This is a genomic window from Streptococcus infantis (assembly GCF_047465035.1).
GTDB classification, from domain to species: domain Bacteria; phylum Bacillota; class Bacilli; order Lactobacillales; family Streptococcaceae; genus Streptococcus; species Streptococcus infantis_T.
In genome coordinates this window covers 12,133-34,164 of the sequence record NZ_JASHAQ010000012.1, presented here as the reverse complement: position 1 = coordinate 34,164, position 22,032 = coordinate 12,133, and the positions used below count along the sequence as shown (strand labels likewise).

General features: G+C 40.4%; 19 protein-coding genes and 2 tRNA genes. 16 read left to right on the top strand and 5 right to left on the bottom strand.

Annotated elements, in window-relative coordinates:
- Positions 1 to 13: 13 nt before the first annotated feature.
- From rpsG to QM406_RS06685, 4 genes are all read left to right on the top strand, one after another.
- Complete coding sequence (gene rpsG / locus QM406_RS06700; RefSeq protein WP_000087876.1) at positions 14 to 484, top strand: 30S ribosomal protein S7; 471 nt, start codon at positions 14 to 16, stop codon at positions 482 to 484.
- A 303-nt stretch (positions 485 to 787) separates the two neighbouring features.
- Positions 788 to 2,869 (top strand): elongation factor G, encoded by a 2,082-nt coding sequence (gene fusA, locus QM406_RS06695; protein ID WP_414273768.1) that lies wholly within the window; start codon positions 788 to 790, stop codon positions 2,867 to 2,869.
- Between the two features lie 113 nt (positions 2,870 to 2,982).
- The gene (locus tag QM406_RS06690) at positions 2,983 to 7,377 is read left to right on the top strand and encodes a PolC-type DNA polymerase III (protein WP_414273767.1); all 4,395 of its coding nucleotides are present in this window, start codon (positions 2,983 to 2,985) and stop codon (positions 7,375 to 7,377) included.
- A 289-nt stretch (positions 7,378 to 7,666) separates the two neighbouring features.
- The gene (locus tag QM406_RS06685; protein ID WP_414273766.1) at positions 7,667 to 8,530 is read left to right on the top strand and encodes a helix-turn-helix domain-containing protein; all 864 of its coding nucleotides are present in this window, start codon (positions 7,667 to 7,669) and stop codon (positions 8,528 to 8,530) included.
- 9 nt (positions 8,531 to 8,539) lie between these two features.
- Here the strand turns inward: QM406_RS06685 and QM406_RS06680 are convergent, their stop codons facing one another.
- Positions 8,540 to 10,123, bottom strand: coding sequence for an ATP-binding cassette domain-containing protein (locus tag QM406_RS06680; RefSeq protein ID WP_414273765.1), 1,584 nt, complete (start codon positions 10,121 to 10,123; stop codon positions 8,540 to 8,542).
- Between the two features lie 191 nt (positions 10,124 to 10,314).
- On the opposite strand from QM406_RS06680, the gene QM406_RS06675 reads away from it, so the two are divergent.
- From QM406_RS06675 to QM406_RS06630, 10 genes are all read left to right on the top strand, one after another.
- A complete protein-coding gene (locus tag QM406_RS06675; protein WP_153224863.1) occupies positions 10,315 to 10,578 on the top strand; it encodes a type II toxin-antitoxin system RelB/DinJ family antitoxin in 264 nt (87 codons plus the stop codon).
- Positions 10,571 to 10,849 (top strand): type II toxin-antitoxin system YafQ family toxin, encoded by a 279-nt coding sequence (locus tag QM406_RS06670; protein ID WP_414273764.1) that lies wholly within the window; start codon positions 10,571 to 10,573, stop codon positions 10,847 to 10,849. The genes QM406_RS06675 and QM406_RS06670 overlap by 8 nt, the downstream gene beginning before the upstream one ends.
- 20 nt (positions 10,850 to 10,869) lie before the next feature.
- The gene (locus QM406_RS06665; protein ID WP_223140520.1) at positions 10,870 to 11,022 is read left to right on the top strand and encodes a hypothetical protein; all 153 of its coding nucleotides are present in this window, start codon (positions 10,870 to 10,872) and stop codon (positions 11,020 to 11,022) included.
- 21 nt (positions 11,023 to 11,043) lie between these two features.
- Positions 11,044 to 12,285 carry an aminopeptidase gene (locus QM406_RS06660; RefSeq protein ID WP_414273763.1) on the top strand — a complete coding sequence of 414 codons (1,242 nt, stop codon included), beginning with the start codon at positions 11,044 to 11,046 and terminating at the stop codon, positions 12,283 to 12,285.
- A gap of 9 nt (positions 12,286 to 12,294) precedes the next feature.
- Positions 12,295 to 12,525 carry a GlsB/YeaQ/YmgE family stress response membrane protein gene (locus QM406_RS06655; RefSeq protein WP_070458511.1) on the top strand — a complete coding sequence of 77 codons (231 nt, stop codon included), beginning with the start codon at positions 12,295 to 12,297 and terminating at the stop codon, positions 12,523 to 12,525.
- 171 nt (positions 12,526 to 12,696) lie between these two features.
- A complete protein-coding gene (locus QM406_RS06650; RefSeq protein ID WP_414273762.1) occupies positions 12,697 to 13,605 on the top strand; it encodes a LysR family transcriptional regulator in 909 nt (302 codons plus the stop codon).
- Positions 13,606 to 13,644: 39 nt separating this feature from the next.
- Entirely contained in the window at positions 13,645 to 14,673 is a 1,029-nt protein-coding gene (gene queA, locus QM406_RS06645; RefSeq protein WP_414273780.1) for a tRNA preQ1(34) S-adenosylmethionine ribosyltransferase-isomerase QueA, read from the top strand.
- Positions 14,674 to 14,851: 178 nt separating this feature from the next.
- The gene (locus QM406_RS06640) at positions 14,852 to 15,409 is read left to right on the top strand and encodes an ABC transporter substrate-binding protein (RefSeq protein ID WP_311522845.1); all 558 of its coding nucleotides are present in this window, start codon (positions 14,852 to 14,854) and stop codon (positions 15,407 to 15,409) included.
- Between the two features lie 442 nt (positions 15,410 to 15,851).
- The gene (locus tag QM406_RS06635) at positions 15,852 to 17,141 is read left to right on the top strand and encodes a DUF308 domain-containing protein (protein WP_414273761.1); all 1,290 of its coding nucleotides are present in this window, start codon (positions 15,852 to 15,854) and stop codon (positions 17,139 to 17,141) included.
- 9 nt (positions 17,142 to 17,150) lie between these two features.
- Complete coding sequence (locus QM406_RS06630) at positions 17,151 to 18,239, top strand: AI-2E family transporter (RefSeq protein WP_075231893.1); 1,089 nt, start codon at positions 17,151 to 17,153, stop codon at positions 18,237 to 18,239.
- A 140-nt stretch (positions 18,240 to 18,379) separates the two neighbouring features.
- Here the strand turns inward: QM406_RS06630 and QM406_RS06625 are convergent.
- From QM406_RS06625 to QM406_RS06610, 4 genes are all read right to left on the bottom strand, one after another.
- Positions 18,380 to 18,452: transfer RNA gene (locus QM406_RS06625), tRNA-Lys, on the bottom strand.
- Between the two features lie 62 nt (positions 18,453 to 18,514).
- Positions 18,515 to 19,030, bottom strand: a complete 516-nt coding sequence (locus QM406_RS06620; protein ID WP_033681462.1) for a DUF308 domain-containing protein — start codon at positions 19,028 to 19,030, stop codon at positions 18,515 to 18,517.
- 357 nt (positions 19,031 to 19,387) lie between these two features.
- Positions 19,388 to 19,460: transfer RNA gene (locus tag QM406_RS06615), tRNA-Lys, on the bottom strand.
- 264 nt (positions 19,461 to 19,724) lie between these two features.
- Positions 19,725 to 20,996, bottom strand: coding sequence for a replication-associated recombination protein A (locus QM406_RS06610; RefSeq protein WP_049509791.1), 1,272 nt, complete (start codon positions 20,994 to 20,996; stop codon positions 19,725 to 19,727).
- 115 nt (positions 20,997 to 21,111) lie between these two features.
- On the opposite strand from QM406_RS06610, the gene QM406_RS06605 reads away from it, so the two are divergent.
- Both QM406_RS06605 and QM406_RS06600 read left to right on the top strand, forming a co-directional pair.
- Positions 21,112 to 21,582 (top strand): DUF3013 family protein, encoded by a 471-nt coding sequence (locus tag QM406_RS06605; protein WP_045605868.1) that lies wholly within the window; start codon positions 21,112 to 21,114, stop codon positions 21,580 to 21,582.
- Between the two features lie 9 nt (positions 21,583 to 21,591).
- Positions 21,592 to 22,020: an NUDIX hydrolase gene (locus QM406_RS06600; protein ID WP_075231894.1), complete on the top strand. Its 429-nt coding sequence runs from the start codon at positions 21,592 to 21,594 to the stop codon at positions 22,018 to 22,020.
- Positions 22,021 to 22,032 lie beyond the last annotated feature (12 nt).

The following is a 22,032-nucleotide window of genomic DNA, read 5'->3' as shown; positions in this document are numbered from 1 at the left end:
GGGATAAAGAGAAATGAGTCGTAAAAATAGAGCTCCAAAACGTGACGTATTGCCAGATCCGCTTTACAATTCACAATTAGTTACTCGTCTTATCAACCGCGTTATGCTTGACGGTAAACGTGGTACAGCTGCTTCAATCGTTTACGGTGCTTTTGAACAAATCAAAGAAGTTACTGGTAACGATGCACTTGAAGTATTTGAAACAGCTATGGAAAACATCATGCCTGTACTTGAAGTACGTGCACGTCGTGTTGGTGGTTCTAACTACCAAGTCCCAGTTGAAGTTCGTCCAGAACGTCGTACAACACTTGGACTTCGTTGGTTGGTAACAATCGCTCGCCTTCGTGGTGAACACACAATGCAAGACCGTCTTGCAAAAGAAATCTTGGACGCTGCTAACAACACTGGTGCAGCAGTTAAGAAACGTGAAGACACTCACCGTATGGCTGAAGCTAACCGTGCCTTCGCACACTTCCGTTGGTAAAATCATGATGCTAGGAACGGCAAGGATGCAAAGTGAAAATAGGAAACTGACGCAGTATTCGACGAATACAAGGAAGTTTATCTTTTTCACACAGCATCCCGTTCCGGCTCAAATCGGCTAACTAACTTTAGCCCGGGTTCAATTTAGCTCGGTCAGCTCTTAGCTATAACTCAACTTACCATTTCGTAAGTTGAAACCAACAATAACATGAAAACATTGAGAACGGGTGGGTCCTGCCTATCCGTTTTTATTAAATCGTGTTATAATAGAATAGAAATAAAAAATATAGGAGAAACAAACCTCATGGCACGCGAATTTTCACTTGAAAAAACTCGTAATATCGGTATCATGGCTCACGTCGATGCTGGTAAAACAACTACAACTGAGCGTATCCTTTACTACACTGGTAAAATCCACAAAATCGGTGAAACTCACGAAGGTGCGTCACAAATGGACTGGATGGAGCAAGAGCAAGAACGTGGTATCACTATCACATCTGCTGCGACAACAGCTCAATGGAACAACCACCGCGTAAACATCATCGACACACCAGGACACGTGGACTTCACAATCGAAGTACAACGTTCTCTTCGTGTATTGGACGGTGCGGTTACAGTTCTTGACTCACAATCAGGTGTTGAGCCTCAAACTGAAACAGTTTGGCGTCAAGCAACTGAGTACGGAGTTCCACGTATCGTATTTGCCAACAAAATGGACAAAATCGGTGCTGACTTCCTTTACTCAGTAAGCACTCTTCATGATCGTCTTCAAGCTAACGCACACCCAATTCAATTGCCAATCGGTTCTGAAGATGACTTCCGTGGAATCATCGACTTGATCAAGATGAAAGCTGAAATCTATACTAACGACCTTGGTACAGATATCCTTGAAGAAGATATTCCAGCTGAATACCTTGACCAAGCTCAAGAGTACCGTGAAAAATTGATCGAAGCAGTTGCTGAAACTGACGAAGAATTGATGATGAAATACCTCGAAGGTGAAGAAATCACTAACGAAGAATTGAAAGCTGGTATCCGTAAAGCGACTATCAATGTTGAATTCTTCCCAGTATTGTGTGGTTCTGCCTTCAAGAACAAAGGTGTTCAATTGATGCTTGATGCGGTTATTGACTACCTTCCAAGCCCACTTGATATCCCAGCGATCAAAGGTATCAACCCAGATACAGAAGAAGAAGAAACTCGTCCAGCATCTGACGAAGAGCCATTTGCAGCTCTTGCCTTCAAGATCATGACTGACCCATTCGTAGGTCGTTTGACATTCTTCCGTGTTTACTCAGGTGTTCTTCAATCAGGTTCTTACGTCTTGAACACTTCTAAAGGTAAACGTGAACGTATCGGACGTATCCTTCAAATGCACGCTAACAGCCGTCAAGAAATCGACACTGTTTACTCAGGTGATATCGCTGCTGCCGTTGGTTTGAAAGACACTACAACTGGTGACTCATTGACAGATGAAAAAGCTAAAATCATCCTTGAGTCAATCAACGTTCCAGAACCAGTTATCCAATTGATGGTTGAGCCTAAATCTAAAGCAGACCAAGATAAGATGGGTATCGCCCTTCAAAAATTGGCTGAAGAAGATCCAACATTCCGCGTTGAAACTAACGTTGAAACTGGTGAAACAGTTATCTCTGGTATGGGTGAGCTTCACCTTGACGTCCTTGTTGACCGTATGCGTCGTGAGTTCAAAGTTGAAGCGAACGTAGGTGCTCCTCAAGTATCTTACCGTGAAACATTCCGCGCTTCTACTCAAGCACGTGGATTCTTCAAACGTCAGTCTGGTGGTAAAGGTCAATTCGGTGATGTATGGATTGAATTTACTCCAAACGAAGAAGGTAAAGGATTCGAATTCGAAAACGCAATCGTCGGTGGTGTGGTTCCTCGTGAATTTATCCCAGCGGTTGAAAAAGGTTTGGTAGAATCTATGGCTAACGGTGTTCTTGCAGGTTACCCAATGGTTGACGTTAAAGCTAAGCTTTACGATGGTTCATACCACGATGTCGACTCATCTGAAACTGCCTTCAAGATCGCTGCATCTCTTGCACTTAAAGAAGCTGCTAAGACTGCACAACCAGCTATCCTTGAACCAATGATGCTTGTAACAATCACTGTTCCAGAAGAAAACCTTGGTGATGTTATGGGTCACGTAACTGCTCGTCGCGGACGTGTAGATGGTATGGAAGCACACGGTAACAGCCAAATCGTTCGTGCTTACGTTCCACTTGCTGAAATGTTCGGTTACGCAACAGTTCTTCGTTCTGCATCACAAGGACGTGGTACATTCATGATGGTATTCGACCACTACGAAGATGTACCTAAGTCAGTACAAGAAGAAATCATTAAGAAAAACAAAGGTGAAGAATAATTCACCGTCACTTTAAAAGAAGTCACTTTGTGGCTTCTTTTTCTGTTTGGTAGAAATAGGTAAAAGTGCCTCAAATATGGTAAAATAGAAGGAGTATATTGTGAGGAAAATGGATGTCAACCACTTTTGAAATTTTAATGAATCAGTTGGGAATCCCCGCTGAAATGAGAAATCATGAGGCCTTCTCTCAGGCTGAAATAGAACAAGTCATTGTTCATAAACGAAGCAAAGTTTGGGAGTTTCATTTTGTTTTTGAAAATATCTTGCCTTTTGAACTTTTTCTAGAGTTAAAAAGAGGCTTGAAGGAAGAATTTTCAGAAACAGGAAATCAGGCTAGTTTTGAGATAAAAACGCGAAATCAGGAATTTTCTATAGAACTTTTACAAGCCTACTATCGAGAGGCTTTTTCGGATGGTCCTTGCGCTAGTCAAGGTTTTCGTTCTATATATCAGAATTTTCAGGTTCGCTTTGAAAATGACCAGTTAATCATTGAAGCTTCTGAAGCCGCAGATACTGAGCATTTTAGAAAAAATCATCTGCCAAATCTTAGCAAACAGTTGGAACTTTTTGGCTTTCCTAAATTATCCTGCATTTTAGAAAAAAATGAAGAACTCACTAGGGAAGAGCAAGAGGCTTTTCAGACGGAAAATCAAATGATTATCCAAGCTGCTAATGAAGAAACACTTCGGGCTATGGAACAGTTAGAACAGATGGCGCCACCACCTCCAGTAGAGGATAAGCCTGTCTTTGATTTTCAAGCCAAGAAGGCAGCTGCCAAGCCAAAACTAGACAAGGCAGAGATTACTCCTATGATTGAGGTTAATACTGAGGAAAATCGTCTGGTTTTTGAAGGAGTTGTCTTTGATGTCGAGCAGAAGGTGACTAGAACGGGTCGTGTCTTGATTAACTTCAAGATGACAGACTACACTTCTAGCTTCTCCATGCAAAAATGGGTCAAAAACGAAGAAGAAGCTCAGAAGTTTGACATGATTAAGAAAAATTCTTGGCTCCGTGTTCGTGGGAATGTTGAGGTCAATAATTTCACGCGTGATTTGACCATGAATGTGCAAGATGTCCAGGAAGTCTTCCACTATGAACGGAAAGACTTTATGCCAGAGGGGGAACGTCGTGTTGAGTTCCATGCCCATACCAATATGTCGACCATGGATGCTCTACCTGAAGTCGAAGAACTCGTTGCGAAAGCTGCCAAATGGGGCCACAAGGCGGTAGCAATCACGGACCATGGGAATGTTCAATCCTTCCCTCATGGCTATAAGGCGGCTAAGAAAGCTGGCATCCAGCTGATCTATGGGATGGAAGCCAATATCGTTGAAGACCGTGTTCCTATCGTCTATAACGAAGTGGAGATGGACCTTTCTGAAGCTACTTATGTAGTCTTTGACGTGGAAACGACTGGACTTTCAGCTATCTATAATGACTTGATTCAGGTTGCGGCTTCCAAGATGCATAAGGGGAATATCATCGCTGAGTTTGATGAATTTATCAATCCAGGGCATCCTTTATCAGCCTTTACTACTGAATTGACAGGAATTACGGATGAGCATGTGAAAAATGCCAAACCCTTGGTTCAAGTTCTGAAAGAATTCCAAGAATTTTGTAAGGATACCGTTCTTGTAGCCCACAATGCAACCTTTGACGTTGGTTTTATGAATGCCAACTACGAGCGTCATGGACTGCCTAAAATCACGCAACCTGTCATCGATACGCTAGAGTTTGCTAGAAATCTCTATCCTGAGTATAAACGTCATGGTCTAGGACCTTTGACTAAACGTTTTGGTGTAGCTCTAGAACACCACCATATGGCCAATTACGATGCGGAAGCAACTGGCCGTCTGCTCTTTATCTTTATCAAGGAAGTGGCAGAAAAGCATGGTGTGACAGATTTGGCACGATTAAACCTTGATTTAATCAGTCCAGATTCTTATAAAAAAGCTCGCGTCAAGCATGCGACCATCTATGTGAAAAATCAGGTGGGCTTAAAAAATATCTTTAAGCTGGTATCTCTGTCAAATACCCAGTATTTTGAAGGAGTACCGAGGATTCCACGTACGGTACTGGATGCCTATCGAGAAGGTTTAATCTTGGGCTCCGCTTGTACAGAAGGGGAAGTCTTTGATGCAGTTGTATCACAAGGTGTAGATGCGGCAGTCGAAGTTGCTAAATACTATGACTTTATTGAGGTTATGCCTCCGGCTATCTATGCACCTCTGATTGCCAAAGAGCAGGTCAAGGACATGGAGGAGCTCCAAACCATTATCAAGAGTTTGATAGAGGTTGGAGATCGTCTCGGCAAGCCGGTTCTTGCGACAGGAAATGTCCACTATCTCGAACCTGAGGATGAAATTTATCGAGAAATCATCGTCCGCAGTCTAGGTCAGGGTGCCATGATTAACCGAACGATCGGCCACGGAGAAGCTGCCCAACCAGCTCCGCTACCAAAGGCGCATTTTAGAACAACCAATGAAATGTTGGATGAGTTTGCCTTTCTAGGGGAAGACTTGGCTCGCAAGATTGTTATTGAAAATACCAATGCCTTGGCAGAAATCTTTGAACCTGTGGAGGTTGTAAAGGGTGATTTATACACACCTTTCATTGACAAAGCCGAAGAAACAGTTGCTGAATTAACCTATAAAAAAGCCTTTGAAATCTATGGAAATCCACTGCCAGATATCGTTGATCTACGGATTGAAAAGGAATTGACTTCTATTCTGGGGAATGGATTTGCCGTGATTTATCTGGCTTCACAGATGCTAGTGCACCGTTCCAATGAACGAGGTTACTTGGTTGGTTCCCGTGGGTCTGTTGGATCCAGTTTCGTTGCGACCATGATTGGGATTACAGAGGTTAACCCTCTCTCTCCTCACTATGTCTGTGGTCAGTGTCAGTACAGTGAGTTTATCACGGATGGTTCCTACGGTTCAGGTTTTGATATGCCAAATAAAGACTGTCCAAACTGTGGCCACAAACTCAGCAAGAATGGACAGGATATTCCTTTCGAGACCTTCCTTGGTTTTGACGGGGATAAGGTTCCCGATATCGATTTGAACTTCTCGGGGGAAGATCAACCGAGCGCCCATTTGGATGTACGTGATATCTTTGGGGAAGAATATGCCTTCCGTGCAGGAACGGTAGGTACGGTGGCTGCTAAAACAGCCTATGGATTTGTCAAAGGTTACGAACGCGACTATGGTAAGTTCTACCGAGAAGCCGAGGTGGAGCGCCTAGCCCAAGGAGCTGCGGGTGTCAAACGGACGACTGGTCAGCACCCAGGGGGAATCGTTGTTATTCCTAACTATATGGATGTCTATGACTTTACTCCGGTACAGTATCCTGCAGATGATGTGACCGCTGAATGGCAGACCACCCACTTTAACTTCCACGATATCGATGAGAACGTCCTCAAGCTCGATGTCCTTGGTCATGATGATCCAACCATGATTCGGAAACTTCAGGACTTGTCGGGCATTGATCCAAATGATATCCCTATGGATGATCCAGGTGTCATGGCTCTCTTCTCGGGAACGGATATTTTGGGAGTGACGCCTGAGCAAATCGGCACCTCGACCGGTATGCTTGGTATTCCAGAGTTTGGGACCAACTTTGTTCGCGGAATGGTGGATGAAACCCATCCGACGACCTTTGCCGAGTTGCTACAGCTTTCTGGTCTGTCTCACGGTACCGACGTTTGGTTGGGAAATGCCCAAGACTTGATTAAGGCTGGAATTGCGGACCTGTCAACCGTTATCGGATGTCGGGATGATATCATGGTTTACCTCATGCACGCTGGTCTAGATCCAAAGATGGCCTTTACTATCATGGAGCGTGTACGTAAGGGATTGTGGCTCAAAATCTCAGAAGAAGAGCGCAACGGTTATATCGAAGCCATGAAGGCCAACAATGTGCCTGAGTGGTATATCGAATCTTGTGGAAAAATCAAGTACATGTTCCCTAAAGCCCACGCGGCAGCCTACGTTATGATGGCCTTGCGTGTAGCCTACTTCAAGGTTCACCATCCGATTTATTATTACTGTGCTTACTTCTCCATCCGTGCCAAAGCTTTTGATATCAAGACCATGGGTGCAGGCTTGGATGCTATCAAACGCAAGATGCAAGAAATTGCTGAAAAGCGAAAGAACAATGAAGCTTCCAACGTAGAAATCGACCTTTACACAACGCTTGAAATCGTCAATGAAATGTGGGAACGTGGCTTCAAATTTGGCAAGTTAGACCTCTATCGTAGTGATGCGACTGAATTCATCATCGATGGAGACACCCTCATGCCACCGTTTGTCGCTATGGATGGTCTGGGAGAGAACGTTGCCAAGCAACTGGTTCGTGCCCGTCAAGAGGGAGAATTCCTCTCTAAAACTGAACTCCGCAAGCGTGGAGGACTCTCATCAACCTTGGTTGAAAAGATGGATGAAATGGGAATTCTCGGCAATATGCCAGAGGATAATCAATTGAGTTTGTTTGATGATTTGTTTTAATTTAAAGTCAACTTGTTCAAATAAGCCGACTAAGTTTCATCTAATTAAGACTTAACAGTAAAACCAGTAGAGATGATTTTTTATGATTTTCATTTCTACTGGTTTTTAGATATGATAGAATATAAGTAAGTTTTTATCCAAAGACTAAAACTTTAGGAAGCTATATATTGAAATTATCAAAAATGATTGCTATAAATTACTAATAATGATACTCTCAAACAAGAGTAAGCTTAATGGAAGTAGTGTTTGCTATACCTTAATAACTTTTCGATATGGAATGGAGATAAGTATGATTTTAGGTGAAACTTATAGGAAAATAAGAGAAGAAAAGGGGATTTCTATTTCTTCATTAGCAGGTGCTGAAATTTCAAAATCTCAAATATCTAGATTTGAATTAGGAGAAACAGAGATTTCTGTCTTTAAGTTATTGTATCTTCTTGAAAGAATAGGAGTAACACTAGAAGAATTTCTGCTTATCTGTAATCATTATCAACCTTCGGATTTTAATACCTTAATAGCTTCTGTTAAACAGGCTGCATATAATGAAGATGCTCAAGCATTACTAGATATGGTAGAGAAAGAAATAGAACTTTTTCATGAGACAAATTCTCATTACCATAAATTAAATGCTATTTTCATCGAAAGTATTGTTTCGGGAATGGATAAGAATCATCAATTGAGTCGTCAAGACGCCTCTTATCTTACAAACTATTTATTTTCCGTTGAAAACTGGGGTTATTACGAAACGCTCATCCTTGGAAATTGCTGTCGTGTTCTATCTCCAGATTTATTATTTAGATATGCCAAAGAGGCGCTCAAAAAAGGGAAGTTGTATAGTCCTATACCTAGAAATAGACAATCTCTCATTCAACTACTTCTCAATTCTTTGATTATAATGATTGAGAACGACTTATATGAGGAATCTTTATTTTTAAAACAGGCTACGAAGAATACATTAGCGGATTCCACAGATTTTTTTGAACAAACTATTTTGCTATATTTAGATGGATATTTGGAACTGAAATTCTATCATAATCAAAAATCACTTTTAAAAATCGAAGAAGCTTTAAAAATTTTCGAACTCTTCAATAAAACAATCTACAAAAATTACAAACAATACTTTGAGAAACACATCATTCATTTAGTAGACTAGGCCATTTATCTATAAGGTAATAACGTGATCAAACTCTTCCAATATTTTTGGACTTTGATCATGAGTAATGACAATAACAATTGCATCTCTAATGGATAGAATGTAGTCCATCATTGCTTTGGCTTTTATTGGATCAAGGTTGCTTGTAGGTTCATCAAATATATATACAGAATATGTTTTGACTAAAAACCTAGCTAAATCAATTCGTTGTTTTTCCCCTTCTGAAATAGTTTGATTTGATTGAGATAGATTCTTATTAAGAAATTCCTCATTAAAGCCTAAGGCTTTTCTTAATTTTTCAGTTAAATGAAGGTTTCTAGCCAATTTGATATTCTCTAGAATATTGCCTTCAATCAGAAAGTCATTTTTTTGCACAAACGCAATATCTTTATATAACTCCTCTGAGGGAATATCAATATTCTGTTTTCCGTTGATTTTTATTTCTCCATCATAAAGATTTTTTGGATAATAATTTAGTATTAATTTTACTAAAGTTGTTTTCCCAGTTCCTGAAGCACCGATAATCGCATAGCGCTTGCCTTTTTTAAATTCATAGGAAAAATGATCAAATAATATTCTATTTTCAATTTCATAATATAATTGGCTAATAGAAATGGTCGAAATATTATCACAATTAATTGTAGTTGTTTTATGAAAAATTTCATGATTCGTCTCATATAGATTTTCTTGGATATTATCAATAATGGACTTACAACTGTTGATTAAATTTTTATTGTAAAGAATAGATTGTAAGGGAGCAAAGACACCGTTTAATAATTGAATACTTGCTACGAGTAATCCAATAGTCAGTAAGTTATTTCTTACAAAAAAGATACCAGCAACCATACAGGATAGTTGAGAGCAAAAACTTAGTAAGGTTCCAGTAGTTGAAGCTATGTCTTTTAAAAATTGATAAGTTTTTCTGGACTCTTCAAATTCTAAACTGATTCCCTGAATTTTTTCTTGAATCCAGCTTTGAACATTTAATAACTTAATTTGTTCAAAACCATCAATAAAGTTTGTCATTTTTGATAAATAGTGATTATTTTGTAGGGAATAATTATTAGTTGCTTTAGTCATTAACTTTCCAGGAATTTGAGATAGAAAAATCGTTATACTAGACAATAAAAGAAAGACTAATGCTAATCGCCATTCTATATAAATAATAGCAACCACACTCATGATAAGGCTCCCTAAATTTGCGATTAGAGAGATTCTAGGAATCAATAAATTTTCTTGAATAAGGTCACTGTTTTTGGTGATATTATTTAAGAAATCTGAATGGTTACGGTTGTCAATTTGGTTAAATTCACGCGATAAATAATGTAATAAGAGACGCCTTTTTAGATCTAAAATAACTTTTTTTACATATTGGTTTTTAAGATAGGAATAGGAAGAAGAAATCAAGAACCACAGTAAAATCGAACTTACACAAATAGTGATATGAAAGAGTAATCCACTATTTGAATTAGATATACTATCAAGTATTCTTCCTAATTGCAGAGAGAAGAGTGTCATTAAAAGAGCACTTGTCAGACTTAATAAAATAAGCAAGAAATATAGTAATTTATATTGTTTCGTAATCCGGTTCATATTTTTCACCTCTTAATCTATGATAGCAACATTATATTCTAAAACTAAAACTCAGGCTGAGATCTCCCATATTTGGGACATTAATTTTATTTCTTTACTATATTTTAGCTTATAGCTATCCATTGTATATCCAATGAGTTTACATTAGCCGTCTTTTTTGTTAAAATAATAAATAGAAAGAAGGTGAGAATATGCCAAAGACGAGTATGAGCATCCGTCTGGATAGTGAGGTTAAGGAGCAGGCCCAACAGGTTTTTAATCATTTAGGAATGGATATGACAACAGCTATCAATATTTTCCTTCGTCAGGCAATTCAATATCAGGGTTTGCCTTTTGATGTTAGGCTTGATGAGAATCGGAAATTGCTCCAAGTACTAACGGATTTAGACCAAAATCGTAATATGAGTCAGTCTTTTGAATCAGTCTCAGACTTGATGGAGGACTTGCGTGCTTAAGATTCGTTACCATAAACAGTTTAAAAAAGATTTTAAGTTGGCTATGAAGCGTGGGTTGAAGGCAGAATTATTAGAAGAAGTATTGAATTTTTTAGTTCAAGAAAAAGAACTTCCTGCTAGATACCGCGATCAGCAATTGACGACCTCCAAACATTTTAAAGGGGTTCGTGAGTGTCATATCCAATCAGATTGGCTTTTGGTCTATAAAATAGACAAGTCGGAATTGATTTTAAACTTGCTGAGGACAGGAAGTCATAGTGATTTATTTTAATGAATTTTAAGGGGGTTCTCATGAAACTAAGAATTTTCGCGGAAGACAAGCCTGCTCAAAAGGTTTTTGAATATCAGTTAGAGCTTGCTGATCAGACAATTCTTCTATCGACAGCACTCTTGTCAGGTGCTATTGCTTTGGCAGGATTATTTTCTGCTTTGAAAGAAAAATAAAAATAGAAAAGAGAAAACAAAATGGTTTTACCAAATTTTAAAGAAAATCTAGAAAAATATGCTAAGTTGTTGGTTGCTAATGGAGTGAACGTGCAACCTGGTCACACTCTGGCTCTCTCTATCGATGTGGAACAACGAGAGTTGGCGCATTTAATTGTTAAAGAGGCTTATGCACTTGGAGCGCACGAAGTTATCGTTCAATGGGCAGATGACTTTGTAAACCGTGAGAAATTCCTTCACGCGCCGATGGAACGTCTGGACAATGTATCAGAATACAAGATCGCTGAGATGAACTACCTTCTTGAAAACAAAGCAAGTCGTCTCGGTGTTCGTTCTTCTGACCCAGGTGCCTTGAACGGAGTGGATTCAGAAAAGCTTTCTGCTTCTGCAAAAGCTATGGGAATTGCCATGAAGCCAATGCGTATCGCAACTCAATCTAACAAGGTTAGCTGGACTGTAGCAGCTGCTGCTGGACTAGAGTGGGCTAAGAAGGTCTTTCCAAATGCTGCAAGCGACGAAGAAGCGGTGGACCTCCTTTGGGACCAAATCTTCAAGACTTGCCGTGTCTACGAAGAAGATCCAGTTAAGGCTTGGGAAGAACATGCAGCAATCTTGAAGGGCAAGGCACAAATGCTCAACAAAGAGCAATTCTCAGCTCTTCACTACACTGCTCCTGGAACAGACTTGACACTTGGCTTGCCTAAGAACCACGTTTGGGAATCTGCCGGAGCGATCAATGCTCAAGGTGAAGGATTCTTGCCAAACATGCCAACAGAAGAAGTCTTTACAGCTCCTGACTTCCGTCGCGCAGATGGTTATGTAACGTCTACAAAACCTCTTAGCTACAATGGAAATATTATCGAAGGCATCAAGGTGACCTTTGAAAATGGTCAAATCGTTGATATCACTGCTGAGAAGGGTGATCAAGTTATGAAGGACCTTGTCTTTAAGAATGCTGGTGCGCGTGCCTTGGGTGAGTGTGCCTTGGTACCAGATCCAAGTCCAATTTCTCAGTCAGGGATTACCTTCTTTAACACCCTTTTCGATGAAAATGCTTCTAACCACTTGGCTATTGGTGCAGCCTATGCAACTAGCGTTGTTGGTGGAGCTGAGATGAGTGAAGAAGAGCTTGAAGCTGCAGGACTTAACCGTTCAGATGTTCACGTTGACTTTATGATTGGTTCGAACCAAATGGATATCGATGGTATCCGTGAGGATGGAACACGCGTACCACTCTTCCGCAATGGAGATTGGGCAATTTAAGGAGAAACTATGATTGGAAGTATGTTTGTCGGGCTTTTAATCGGACTACTAGCAGGAGCTATCACCAATCGTGGCGAACGCATGGGCTGCTTCGGGAAAATGTTTCTCGGCTGGATTGGTGCCTTTTTAGGACAATTAATCTTTGGTTCTTGGGGGCCAAACCTAAACGGTACAGCCATTATCCCAGCAGTTCTCGGGGCTATGATTTTGCTAGCTATTTTCTGGGAAAGAGGAAGCTAAGTTTCGATTAAAAAGCTTGTATAATAATAAAGATTAAAGGAGGTTGGAATTGTTTCAACCTCTTTTTAAAGTGCTAGATAAAGTCATTTAAAAGCACTCATCTAAGCTTAGCCACAGAGCTTTCAGTGACTGGTTCTTTTTATATTGCCTCAAGTATGGTACAATAAAAGCATGAGAATTCAACAATTACACTATATTATCAAAATTGTAGAGACTGGTTCGATGAATGAAGCTGCCAAGCAACTTTTTATTACTCAACCTAGTCTGTCAAATGCAGTTCGTGACCTAGAAAATGAGATGGGAATTGAGATTTTTATCCGAAATCCTAAAGGAATCACCCTCACGCGTGATGGAATGGAGTTTCTATCCTATGCCCGTCAGGTTGTCGAGCAAACGCAACTTCTAGAAGAACGCTATAAGAACCCAATCGCTCATCGCGAGCTTTTTAGTGTGTCTTCGCAACACTATGCCTTCGTGGTCAATGCCTTTGTTTCCTTGCTTAAGAAAAGCGATATGGAAAAGTACGAGCTTTTTTTGCGTGAAACGAGAACCTGGGAGATCATCGACGACGTCAAGAACTTCCGCAGTGAAGTAGGGGTCCTCTTTTTAAATAGTTATAACCGGGACGTTCTTTCGAAGATGTTGGATGACAACCATCTAGTTGCCCATCCTCTCTTTACAGCGCAACCCCATATCTTTGTCAGCAAGACCAACCCTCTTGCTAAAAGAGACAAGGTGCAGTTGGCAGACTTGGAAGACTTCCCATATTTGAGCTATGACCAAGGTACCCATAATTCCTTCTACTTCTCAGAAGAGATTTTGTCACAAGAACACCACAAGAAATCCATCGTGGTTAGTGACCGTGCGACCTTGTTCAATCTCTTGATTGGTTTGGACGGCTATACCATCGCGACAGGTATCCTAAATAGTAATCTTAATGGGGACAATATTGTCTCGATTCCACTTGATATTGATGATCCCATTGAGCTGATTTATATCCAGCATGAGAAAACTAGTCTATCTAAGATGGGTGAACGCTTCATCGAGTATTTGCTTGAAGAAGTTCGTTTTGATAGCTAATCGTAACTACATTAGAAAAGAAAAGGAAATATGACAACAATGAATACCAATGATTTTGATTTTCATTTGCCTGAGGAGTTGATTGCACAAACACCTCTGGAAAAGCGCGATGCCTCTAAGCTCTTGATGGTCAATCGCAAAACAGGTGAATTTCAAGATCGCCACTTTCACTCTATTATCGAAATGCTAGAGCCAGGTGATGCCCTGGTTATGAATGATACCCGCGTTTTGCCAGCTCGACTTCATGGTCAAAAAGAAGAAACAGGGGGCCATGTTGAACTCTTGCTTTTAAAAAATACAGCAGGAGACGAATGGGAAGTACTGGCGAAGCCAGCCAAACGTCTCAAGGTCGGTGCCCGAGTTATCTTTGGTGATGGTCGACTAAGCGCAGTCGTGACTGAGGAATTAACCCATGGCGGCCGTATTGTCCGTTTTGAGTATGAAGGAATTTTCCTAGAAGTACTTGAAAGTCTTGGAGAAATGCCTTTGCCTCCTTATATTCACGAAAAATTGGATGACCGTGAACGTTACCAGACAGTCTATGCCAAGGAGAGTGGCTCAGCTGCGGCGCCGACTGCAGGCCTCCATTTTACCAAGGAATTACTGGAAGAAATCCAGCAAAAAGGAGTTCACTTAGTTTACTTGACCTTGCACGTTGGGCTTGGGACCTTTAGACCTGTTTCAGTAGATAATTTGGATGAACACGAGATGCACTCAGAGTTTTATCAATTGTCTGAGGAAGCTGCAGCGACCTTGCGACAGGTCAAAGAAAATGGTGGTCGTGTCATTGCTGTGGGGACAACCTCTATCCGTACACTAGAGACTATCGGAAGCAAGTTTGACGGCCAAATCCAGGCCGATTCTGGCTGGACCAATATCTTTATCAAGCCTGGCTATGATTGGAAAGTGGTGGATGCTTTTTCTACTAATTTCCACTTGCCTAAATCAACATTGGTTATGCTCGTTTCTGCCTTTGCAGGCCGTGAATTGGTCCTCGAAGCCTATCAGCATGCTATCGATGAAAAATACCGTTTCTTTAGCTTTGGTGATGCCATGTTTATCTATTAAAAATAGAAGGGCTAATTCCTACTTGGATTAGCCTTTTTTGATGTCAATAGCTATTGAATTATATGGAAATAAATGATACACTGAAAACTACAGCTTAGCCTTCAAAAATATATGTAATTTCAGGCTAGGCATTTTAGATACAGATGAAACTGTATCATCATTTTAAAAGGAGATTATCATGAAAAAAACATTGCGCTACACCAGTCTTTCAGCTCTTGCCTTGTTGGCTGCTGTGACACTTGCTGCTTGTGGAGGAAATGCTGAAAAAACTACAGCATCTTCAAGCAAAGAGGCCTCATCCTCTAAAGTAACTAAGGAGTCATCAAGTAAAAAAGAAGCTAGTCAAAAAGAGGAGCAGAAGTCTGAGACGAGCCCATCAAGTTCCGCAAGCACTCAAACGGATAAGAAGGAAGAAAAGAAAAAATCGCCAGAAGCTTACGCAAAATTCCTTGGAACGTGGGAAAACTATGCTGGAACAACTGCTACAGTCACTGCTGATGGGATCGTGACCATTCAAAGTTCAAAAGGAACCTTCCAGTATGAAATGGGCCAAGTAGAGGAAAAAGATGGCTACTACTCAACAGGAATCCATCTTGTCGATGGTGGAGAAGGTGCACGCCTCATCTTTACACCAGCAGGCGTAGCAAATGAATTAACTGGTACGGATGGTAGCCAAGACGTCTTGGCAATCGGCCAATCACCAAGCGACAAAGATAGTCATTTTTACCGTAACTAAGCATGAGAAAAGAAAAAGTGAGCCAAATCGACGGATCGCTTTTTCCTGTTGATTAGATGCCCCTGCATAATTTTTGAAGAGTTTTCATGTTGAAAATAATCAAAACTATTGAAATAAGTAAAAAGTTGAATTATAGTGAGTATTGTGTCACAATAGGTAATATATAAATAATTAATGGAATGGATATAATTCTTTCCTACCTTTACAAGAAGGATTGGTTGCACCTTTTTTATCTAGCAATTATGGTTAGCTTTCAAGTTTAGCTAGTTTTTAAAAGCTCTGATTTCGACTCAATAAAACAAATTTCAGAAGTGCAAAAGACAAGATGGTGACATTGCTACAGTCAGTCGCCATGTCTTGCTGGCACAGGCTGTTTGTGCCGTCAGCTATTTACCAGTCAATTTGATCAAAGGGCTTAATTATTATTTTTGAAAGGTCTTTTATGGAAAAAATTCTTTCTTTAGGTCTGACAGGTAAGAAATTACTTGTTCAGGGTTTCTTGTTTGTTCTGCTAGGTCTTATCTTGATGGTCACGGGAACTTGGTTGCCAGTGACGGTTATTCGACTGGTTCTGTTTTTAGCTTGGATAGCAACGGTCTTAGATTTAGTATTACGTATTTTCAAAAAAAGTCAGTCAACGGACACCTTGGGAGTTGCACTGGTTAAATTGTTAGTGATGGGATATTTGCTAGGCTCGAATCTTGCTACTGATGTGCCAATTTATATTTTGGCTCTTGTGATTGGAATTTATCAGATTTTTCATGCTAGTATCAACCTTGTCACCTATGTTCTCTACCGCAAAAACAAAATTCGACCTCGTTTTCGTTTCTTACTAGATGGTCTCGTACTAGTTTTTCTTGGTGGGACTAGTCTTTTGTCCTCTACGGGAAATTCTGTCTTTCAACTCTTTGTTTTAGGGGCTTATTTTTGCCTTTATGGTGTGTCCAATATCCGTGACGGTTTCTTATTTGAAAAGGAAATTGGGAAAAACCATCTCAAACGTCGTGTCAGAATGAGCTTACCTATTGCCCTAGCCGCTCTCATCCCTGCAAGTACTTTAGCAAAAATCAACAAATTCATGCAGGAAAATGCTGATGAGAGAGAGGATATCCATCTTGGAATGGTGAAGTCTGGTAAGACAGCGGAGCTTGAAATTTTTGTTCATACAGCTGAGACCTCTCTGTTTTCGGCAATTGGTCATGTGGATATCTGCTATCAAGGCCGTGTTATTTCTTATGGCAACTATGATCCGTCTTCTGAGACCTTATTTGGCATGGTAGGAGATGGTGTCTTATATTTCTGTGATCGTGACAAGTACATTGACCTATGTAAACGTGAGAGTCAAAAAACGCTTTTTGGTTATGGGATAGATTTGACGCCTGAAATGGAAAAAGCAGTTCAGAAAAAGTTGGCTGAATTGAAACAACTGACGATTCCATGGGAGCCAAGTGCAGATAAAATCATGACAGGTGATGGTAAGGAAGACTACACCTACGCTTATAAAATCAGACATGAGACAGATGGGGAACTTTATAAATTTATCAAATCTAAGTTTAAATCCTACTTTGTCTTATCTACAAACTGTGTGCTCTTGGCTGATACCATAGTCGGTCAGGCTGGCACCGATATCCTCTCACCCAAAGGATTTATCGCTCCAGGAACTTACCAAGCCTACCTTAATCGAGAGTTTGAAAAACCAAATAGTATAGTCGTATCTAAACATGTTTATTAAGGAGAATTTATGAACTTAGTAAAAAAATACACCCCGTTAATACTTTTTATAGGGCTGGTTGCTCTTGTAATTCTGAATGCATCGAGCTTTATATCAGGAGCAATCTCTCTCTTTGATGTAATATCAACCTTGATTTATGGTGCTGTTATTGCTTTTGTGCTTAATGTTCCTATGAAAAAAATTGAACAGTACTTAGTTAAATTGAAGGTAAAGGCAGAGTTGCGTCGTCCGATTGCCATGGTACTTGTTTTCCTAGCTCTTATCTTAATCGTGATTGCTCTTTTGGTTTTGGTGCTGCCAACCCTAGCCCAGACTATTAGTCAGCTGGGAACAGTCCTTTCAACAGTCCTTACTCAACTTGGGAAATTGCTAGGCAGCTCGGAATTTGTAACCAAAGACATGTTGTCAACTATCGTATCAGGCATACAGGGACAATCTAGTTCTATTAGCCAAGCTTTGATAGGTTTTTTATCAGGTCTGACTAGTAATATCGGCAATATTTTTTCAAGTTTGATGAATGCCTTTTTGATTATAGTCTTCACCTTTTTATTTTTATCCAGTAAGGAACATTTGGCAGCGATGACGAGTCGACTTCTAAAAGTTTTTCTTCCAGAGAAGGTGGTGATAAAGTTGACTTACATTGGACAAGTAGCACTAGAGACTTATGACCAATTTTTGATGAGTCAGCTGATTGAAGCAGTTATCATAGGAGTTATGATAGCGGTTGGTTACAGCATGTTTGGGATACCCTATGGAGTAATGACAGGTATCTTTGCAGGAGTGCTATCGTTCATTCCTTATGTAGGGCCTATGATTGCTTGTGTTGTGGGAGCGATTTTTATCTTCACAGTGAGTCCTACTCAAGCCTTACTTTCTCTTCTTCTATATCAAGTTATACAGCTGATTGAAGGAAACCTTATTTATCCTAGAGTTGTAGGTCAGTCTATTGGTTTGCCAGCCCTTTTCACGCTTGCGGCTGCTAGTATTGGAGGCAATCTCTTTGGCTTACTTGGAATGATATTCTTTACCCCCGTATTTGCTGTTATCTATCGACTGGTTAAAGAATTTGTCGTTGCAAAGGAAAATCAGGTAGATTGAGAAAGACTGAATTTAATAAGATATACTAAGAAGAGAGTGAAAGATTCTCTTCTCTTTTATTTTTAAATACTTTTCTACAAAAAGCTATTAGACGTTAAAAAAAGCCTTGGTTTCAAGGCTTATTTCTGTTGATTTAGATGTGCCCCCTGCAGGGCTCGAACCTGCGCCCCATAGCTTAAGAGTCTACTGCTCTACCAACTGAGCTAAGGAGGCAACAGAAAAAGCTGAGAATGTAACTTCCCAGCTATTTTAATATGCCCAAAATGGCAGCTAGATTATTTACGAAAGGCATCAAGGATATAGGTGAAACCAACAATTAAAAATGCAAAGGCAACGACATAAACGACAAAGACACTTGTAGCTACTGGATTGAACAAAATCACTAGACCTAGTAAAAATGCAAGCAACGCTATCCACATGATATGGTTGCCAATAATAGGGAAAATCAATCCCAGACGATTGCCTTTAAAGAAAGCTATAATGGCTTCTACAATTAACCAAATTCCTAAAATAGTTGGAATGACAACTGGCAGCGTCACAAAGCCATAGGCAACGAGGTAAAGAGCTAAGAGAAGATTAACAATCCCTTGGAAAAGATGAGCTGGTGAGCGAAGCTCTTTTGGTACAGAGAAATAGCCTAAAATAGCTGCTATAGAAGAAACCAGTAAACCAAATGCAATCCACCAGCTGTAAACAACAAGATTAGCTACTGGGTTTGTAAATAGGAAAAGTCCTAAAAGGACAAAAACAACTCCTGCAAGGAATAGCAGTAAACGATTAGAAAATTTCATTTCAATACCCCCTATATAGTATAGTATAGTATAGTTTGATAATAAAAATATTATACACCTTTTTAGAGGAAATGTCAATAAACAAAATGGAAAATTTGGAAGTTTCAGTCTGATTTATGAAAAGAAAATCAGTTTTTATTATTTTGAAAATAAAAAGAGAAGATAAAATTTGTCTTCTCTACATGAAAATATTGTATGGCATCAAAGCAAAAGTAACTGGCTTTACACTATTTGTAAAGATGTAATTTGATTCAAAAAGAAAAGATAGATTTAAAATGTGGGACAAATGATGGGGTAAATCAGTTATAGACAAGCAAAAAAGCCTTGGTTATCAAGGCTTTTCCTGTTGTATTTAGATGCCCCCTACAGGGATCGAACCTGTGACCCACGGATTAAGAGTCCGCTGCTCTGCCAGCTGAGCTAAGGAGGCAAAGAAAAAAGCTGTATTGGTGCCGAAACTTCACGGTTTGTATTGAACCCGCGCAATTAAGCAGGTGGGCAACTCGCTCTAACTGAAGCTGTTTCCGTGTGAGACGGCCTACATGCTGTTAGAAGACTTTTGTTTCCCTAATAATACAAAAAATAGTCGGTCAACACTTAAGTGTGAAGTCGTACACCACAGCGTTTCTATGTTTATATGATACCACTTTTTCAAAAAAAATCAAGAGGAAAGTGCAATTTTTTGAAAAGGATTTCAGATTTTTCGCAAACGGTCGATAGCTTCCTTTCTTTGAGCCAAAGCCCGTTCATATTTACCAGTATCTTCTGCTTGGAAATAGTGATGATTGCGGATTTTTTCTGGCAGATAGTCTTGCTTGACCCAATTTCCAGGATAGTTGTGTGGATAGAGATAGTCTTGGGCATTCCCTAGTTCCTTGCTTCCGCTGTAGTGTCCATCACGCAGGTGTCGCGGAATAGGCAAGTGCCCTGATGTTTTGAGGTCGGCAAGTGCCTTATCCATAGCTACATAGGCTGAGTTGGATTTTGGAGAAAGGGCCAAATCAATGACGACATTGGCAATGAGAATGCGGGCTTCTGGGAAACCAATCCTTTGTGCAGCACCCAGAGCAGTCACGGTGTGAATCTGGGCTTCAGGATTGGCCAAACCGATATCTTCATAAGCGATAACAGTCAAACGACGAGCGAGACTTGGCAAATCACCAGCCTCAATCAAGCGGGCAGCATAGTGAAGACTGGCATCAACATCTGAGCCACGGATAGACTTTTGCAGGGCTGAGAGAACATCATAGTGGCCATCTCCATCCTTATCCATAGTAATGTAGCTTCTCTGAAGACTATTTTCCATGATGTCTAGAGTAATATGGCGAATGCCCTCATCATTCTCAGGGGTAGAAAGAACAGCCAAGTCCAGTGAGTTGAAGGCAGAACGCAGGTCTCCGTTTGTAGAAGTTGCGATGAAATCCAGCGCATCCTCATCTAGTTCTACTGGGAAATCAAAACCACGCTCAGGGTTACTTAGAGCTATCTGCAGGGCCTCTTTGACGTCTTGGTTAGACAGAGGTTCTAACTCAAAAATTTGAACTCGGCTACGGATGGCAGGAGTGACAGAAAAGAAGGGATTTTCAGTCGTAGCGCCAATCATGATGATCAGACCACTTTCCAAGAGAGGCAAGAGGAAGTCTTGCTTGGTTTTATCTAGTCTATGAATCTCGTCTAGTAATAGGACGAGACCACCAGAGAATTTCGCCTCTTCCGCAATTTCTTGCAGTCGCTTTTTACTATCAACTGTCGCATTGAAAGTTCGAAAGGCATACTTGGTCGTCCCTGCGATGGCAGAGGCAATACTGGTCTTGCCGATTCCCGGAGGTCCATATAGAATCATGGAAGACAAGCGGTTGGCTTCCACCATGCGACGGATGATTTTTCCTTGTCCGACCAGATGCTCCTGGCCGATGACCTGGTCGATGGTTTTAGGGCGCATGCGAAGCGCGAGATTGTCTGGCATAGCAGTCCTTTCTAACGTGGATTTTCTGATGTATATGTGGTAAGATGGTAGTATCTATTTTAGCACATTTCCGAGTAATCGGGGCGATTAAAGAGTCGCATAGAAAGAGGACAAAATGGCAACATATGGATTTTTAGATGTTTTAGAGGAAGAGTTGGAGAAGAATTTTCCCTTTGACTTTGAGATTAGTTGGGACAAGCGCAACCACGCGGTTGAAGTGAGTTTTCTGTTGGAAGCGCAAAATGCTGCAGGTGTGGAGATGGTGGGTGAAGATGGAGAGGTTTCATCAGATGACATTCTCTTTGAAGAAGCAGTGCTTTTTTACAATCCAGCCAAATCAACAGTCAATGAGGAAGACTATTTGACTGTCATCCCTTACCTGCCTAAAAAGGGATTTTCCCGTGAATTTTTAGCTTATTTTGCCCTTTTCCTCAAAGATACTGCTGAGGTTGGGCTGGATGCGCTTATGGACTTTTTGGAAGACCCAGAAGCAGAAGAATTTGTCATGGAATGGAACCAAGAAGTCTTTGAAGAAGGAAAAGTAGGTTTGGAAGAGGGAGAGTTTTATCCTTATCCGAGGTATTAGGAGTCTAGCATGGAAATAGAACTTACTGATTTCCAAGGTTGCAAGATTGCCTTGTTTTGTGGGGATAAGATTCTGACTATCTTACGCGATGATAAGGCAAGTATTCCCTGGCCCAATATGTGGGAGTTGCCGGGTGGTGGCCGTGAAGGGGACGAAAGCCCATTTGAATGTGCGGCGCGTGAAGTTTATGAAGAACTGGGGATTCATCTGACTGAGGATTGTATGCTTTGGAGTAGGGTTTATCCAAGTGTGCTCTATGAAGGTCGGTACTCTGTCTTTATGGTTGGTCAGCTAAGACAAGAACAATTTGACAATATTACCTTTGGAGATGAAGGACAGGACTACAAACTGATGAGTATTGAGGAGTTTCTTAGCTCAGATAAGGTTGTACCCCAGTTGCAAGAGAGATTAAAAGATTATTTTAAAGTAAGTGATTAGAAAGGATGGTTC

Excerpts from the sequence above, each read along its gene's own strand:
- QM406_RS06630 (WP_075231893.1), top strand. The coding sequence starts at position 17,151 with ATGAACTTAGTAAAAAAATACACCCCGTTAATACTTTTTATAGGGCTG.
- QM406_RS06675 (WP_153224863.1), top strand. The coding sequence starts at position 10,315 with ATGCCAAAGACGAGTATGAGCATCCGTCTGGATAGTGAGGTTAAGGAG.
- QM406_RS06600 (WP_075231894.1), top strand. The coding sequence starts at position 21,592 with ATGGAAATAGAACTTACTGATTTCCAAGGTTGCAAGATTGCCTTGTTT.
- QM406_RS06610 (WP_049509791.1), bottom strand. The coding sequence starts at position 20,996 with ATGCCAGACAATCTCGCGCTTCGCATGCGCCCTAAAACCATCGACCAG.
- QM406_RS06685 (WP_414273766.1), top strand. The coding sequence starts at position 7,667 with ATGATTTTAGGTGAAACTTATAGGAAAATAAGAGAAGAAAAGGGGATT.
- QM406_RS06640 (WP_311522845.1), top strand. The coding sequence starts at position 14,852 with ATGAAAAAAACATTGCGCTACACCAGTCTTTCAGCTCTTGCCTTGTTG.
- queA (WP_414273780.1), top strand. The coding sequence starts at position 13,645 with ATGAATACCAATGATTTTGATTTTCATTTGCCTGAGGAGTTGATTGCA.
- fusA (WP_414273768.1), top strand. The coding sequence starts at position 788 with ATGGCACGCGAATTTTCACTTGAAAAAACTCGTAATATCGGTATCATG.
- QM406_RS06680 (WP_414273765.1), bottom strand. The coding sequence starts at position 10,123 with ATGAACCGGATTACGAAACAATATAAATTACTATATTTCTTGCTTATT.
- QM406_RS06690 (WP_414273767.1), top strand. The coding sequence starts at position 2,983 with ATGTCAACCACTTTTGAAATTTTAATGAATCAGTTGGGAATCCCCGCT.
- QM406_RS06660 (WP_414273763.1), top strand. The coding sequence starts at position 11,044 with ATGGTTTTACCAAATTTTAAAGAAAATCTAGAAAAATATGCTAAGTTG.
- QM406_RS06665 (WP_223140520.1), top strand. The coding sequence starts at position 10,870 with ATGAAACTAAGAATTTTCGCGGAAGACAAGCCTGCTCAAAAGGTTTTT.
- QM406_RS06635 (WP_414273761.1), top strand. The coding sequence starts at position 15,852 with ATGGAAAAAATTCTTTCTTTAGGTCTGACAGGTAAGAAATTACTTGTT.
- QM406_RS06650 (WP_414273762.1), top strand. The coding sequence starts at position 12,697 with ATGAGAATTCAACAATTACACTATATTATCAAAATTGTAGAGACTGGT.
- QM406_RS06620 (WP_033681462.1), bottom strand. The coding sequence starts at position 19,030 with ATGAAATTTTCTAATCGTTTACTGCTATTCCTTGCAGGAGTTGTTTTT.
- QM406_RS06605 (WP_045605868.1), top strand. The coding sequence starts at position 21,112 with ATGGCAACATATGGATTTTTAGATGTTTTAGAGGAAGAGTTGGAGAAG.
- rpsG (WP_000087876.1), top strand. The coding sequence starts at position 14 with ATGAGTCGTAAAAATAGAGCTCCAAAACGTGACGTATTGCCAGATCCG.
- QM406_RS06655 (WP_070458511.1), top strand. The coding sequence starts at position 12,295 with ATGATTGGAAGTATGTTTGTCGGGCTTTTAATCGGACTACTAGCAGGA.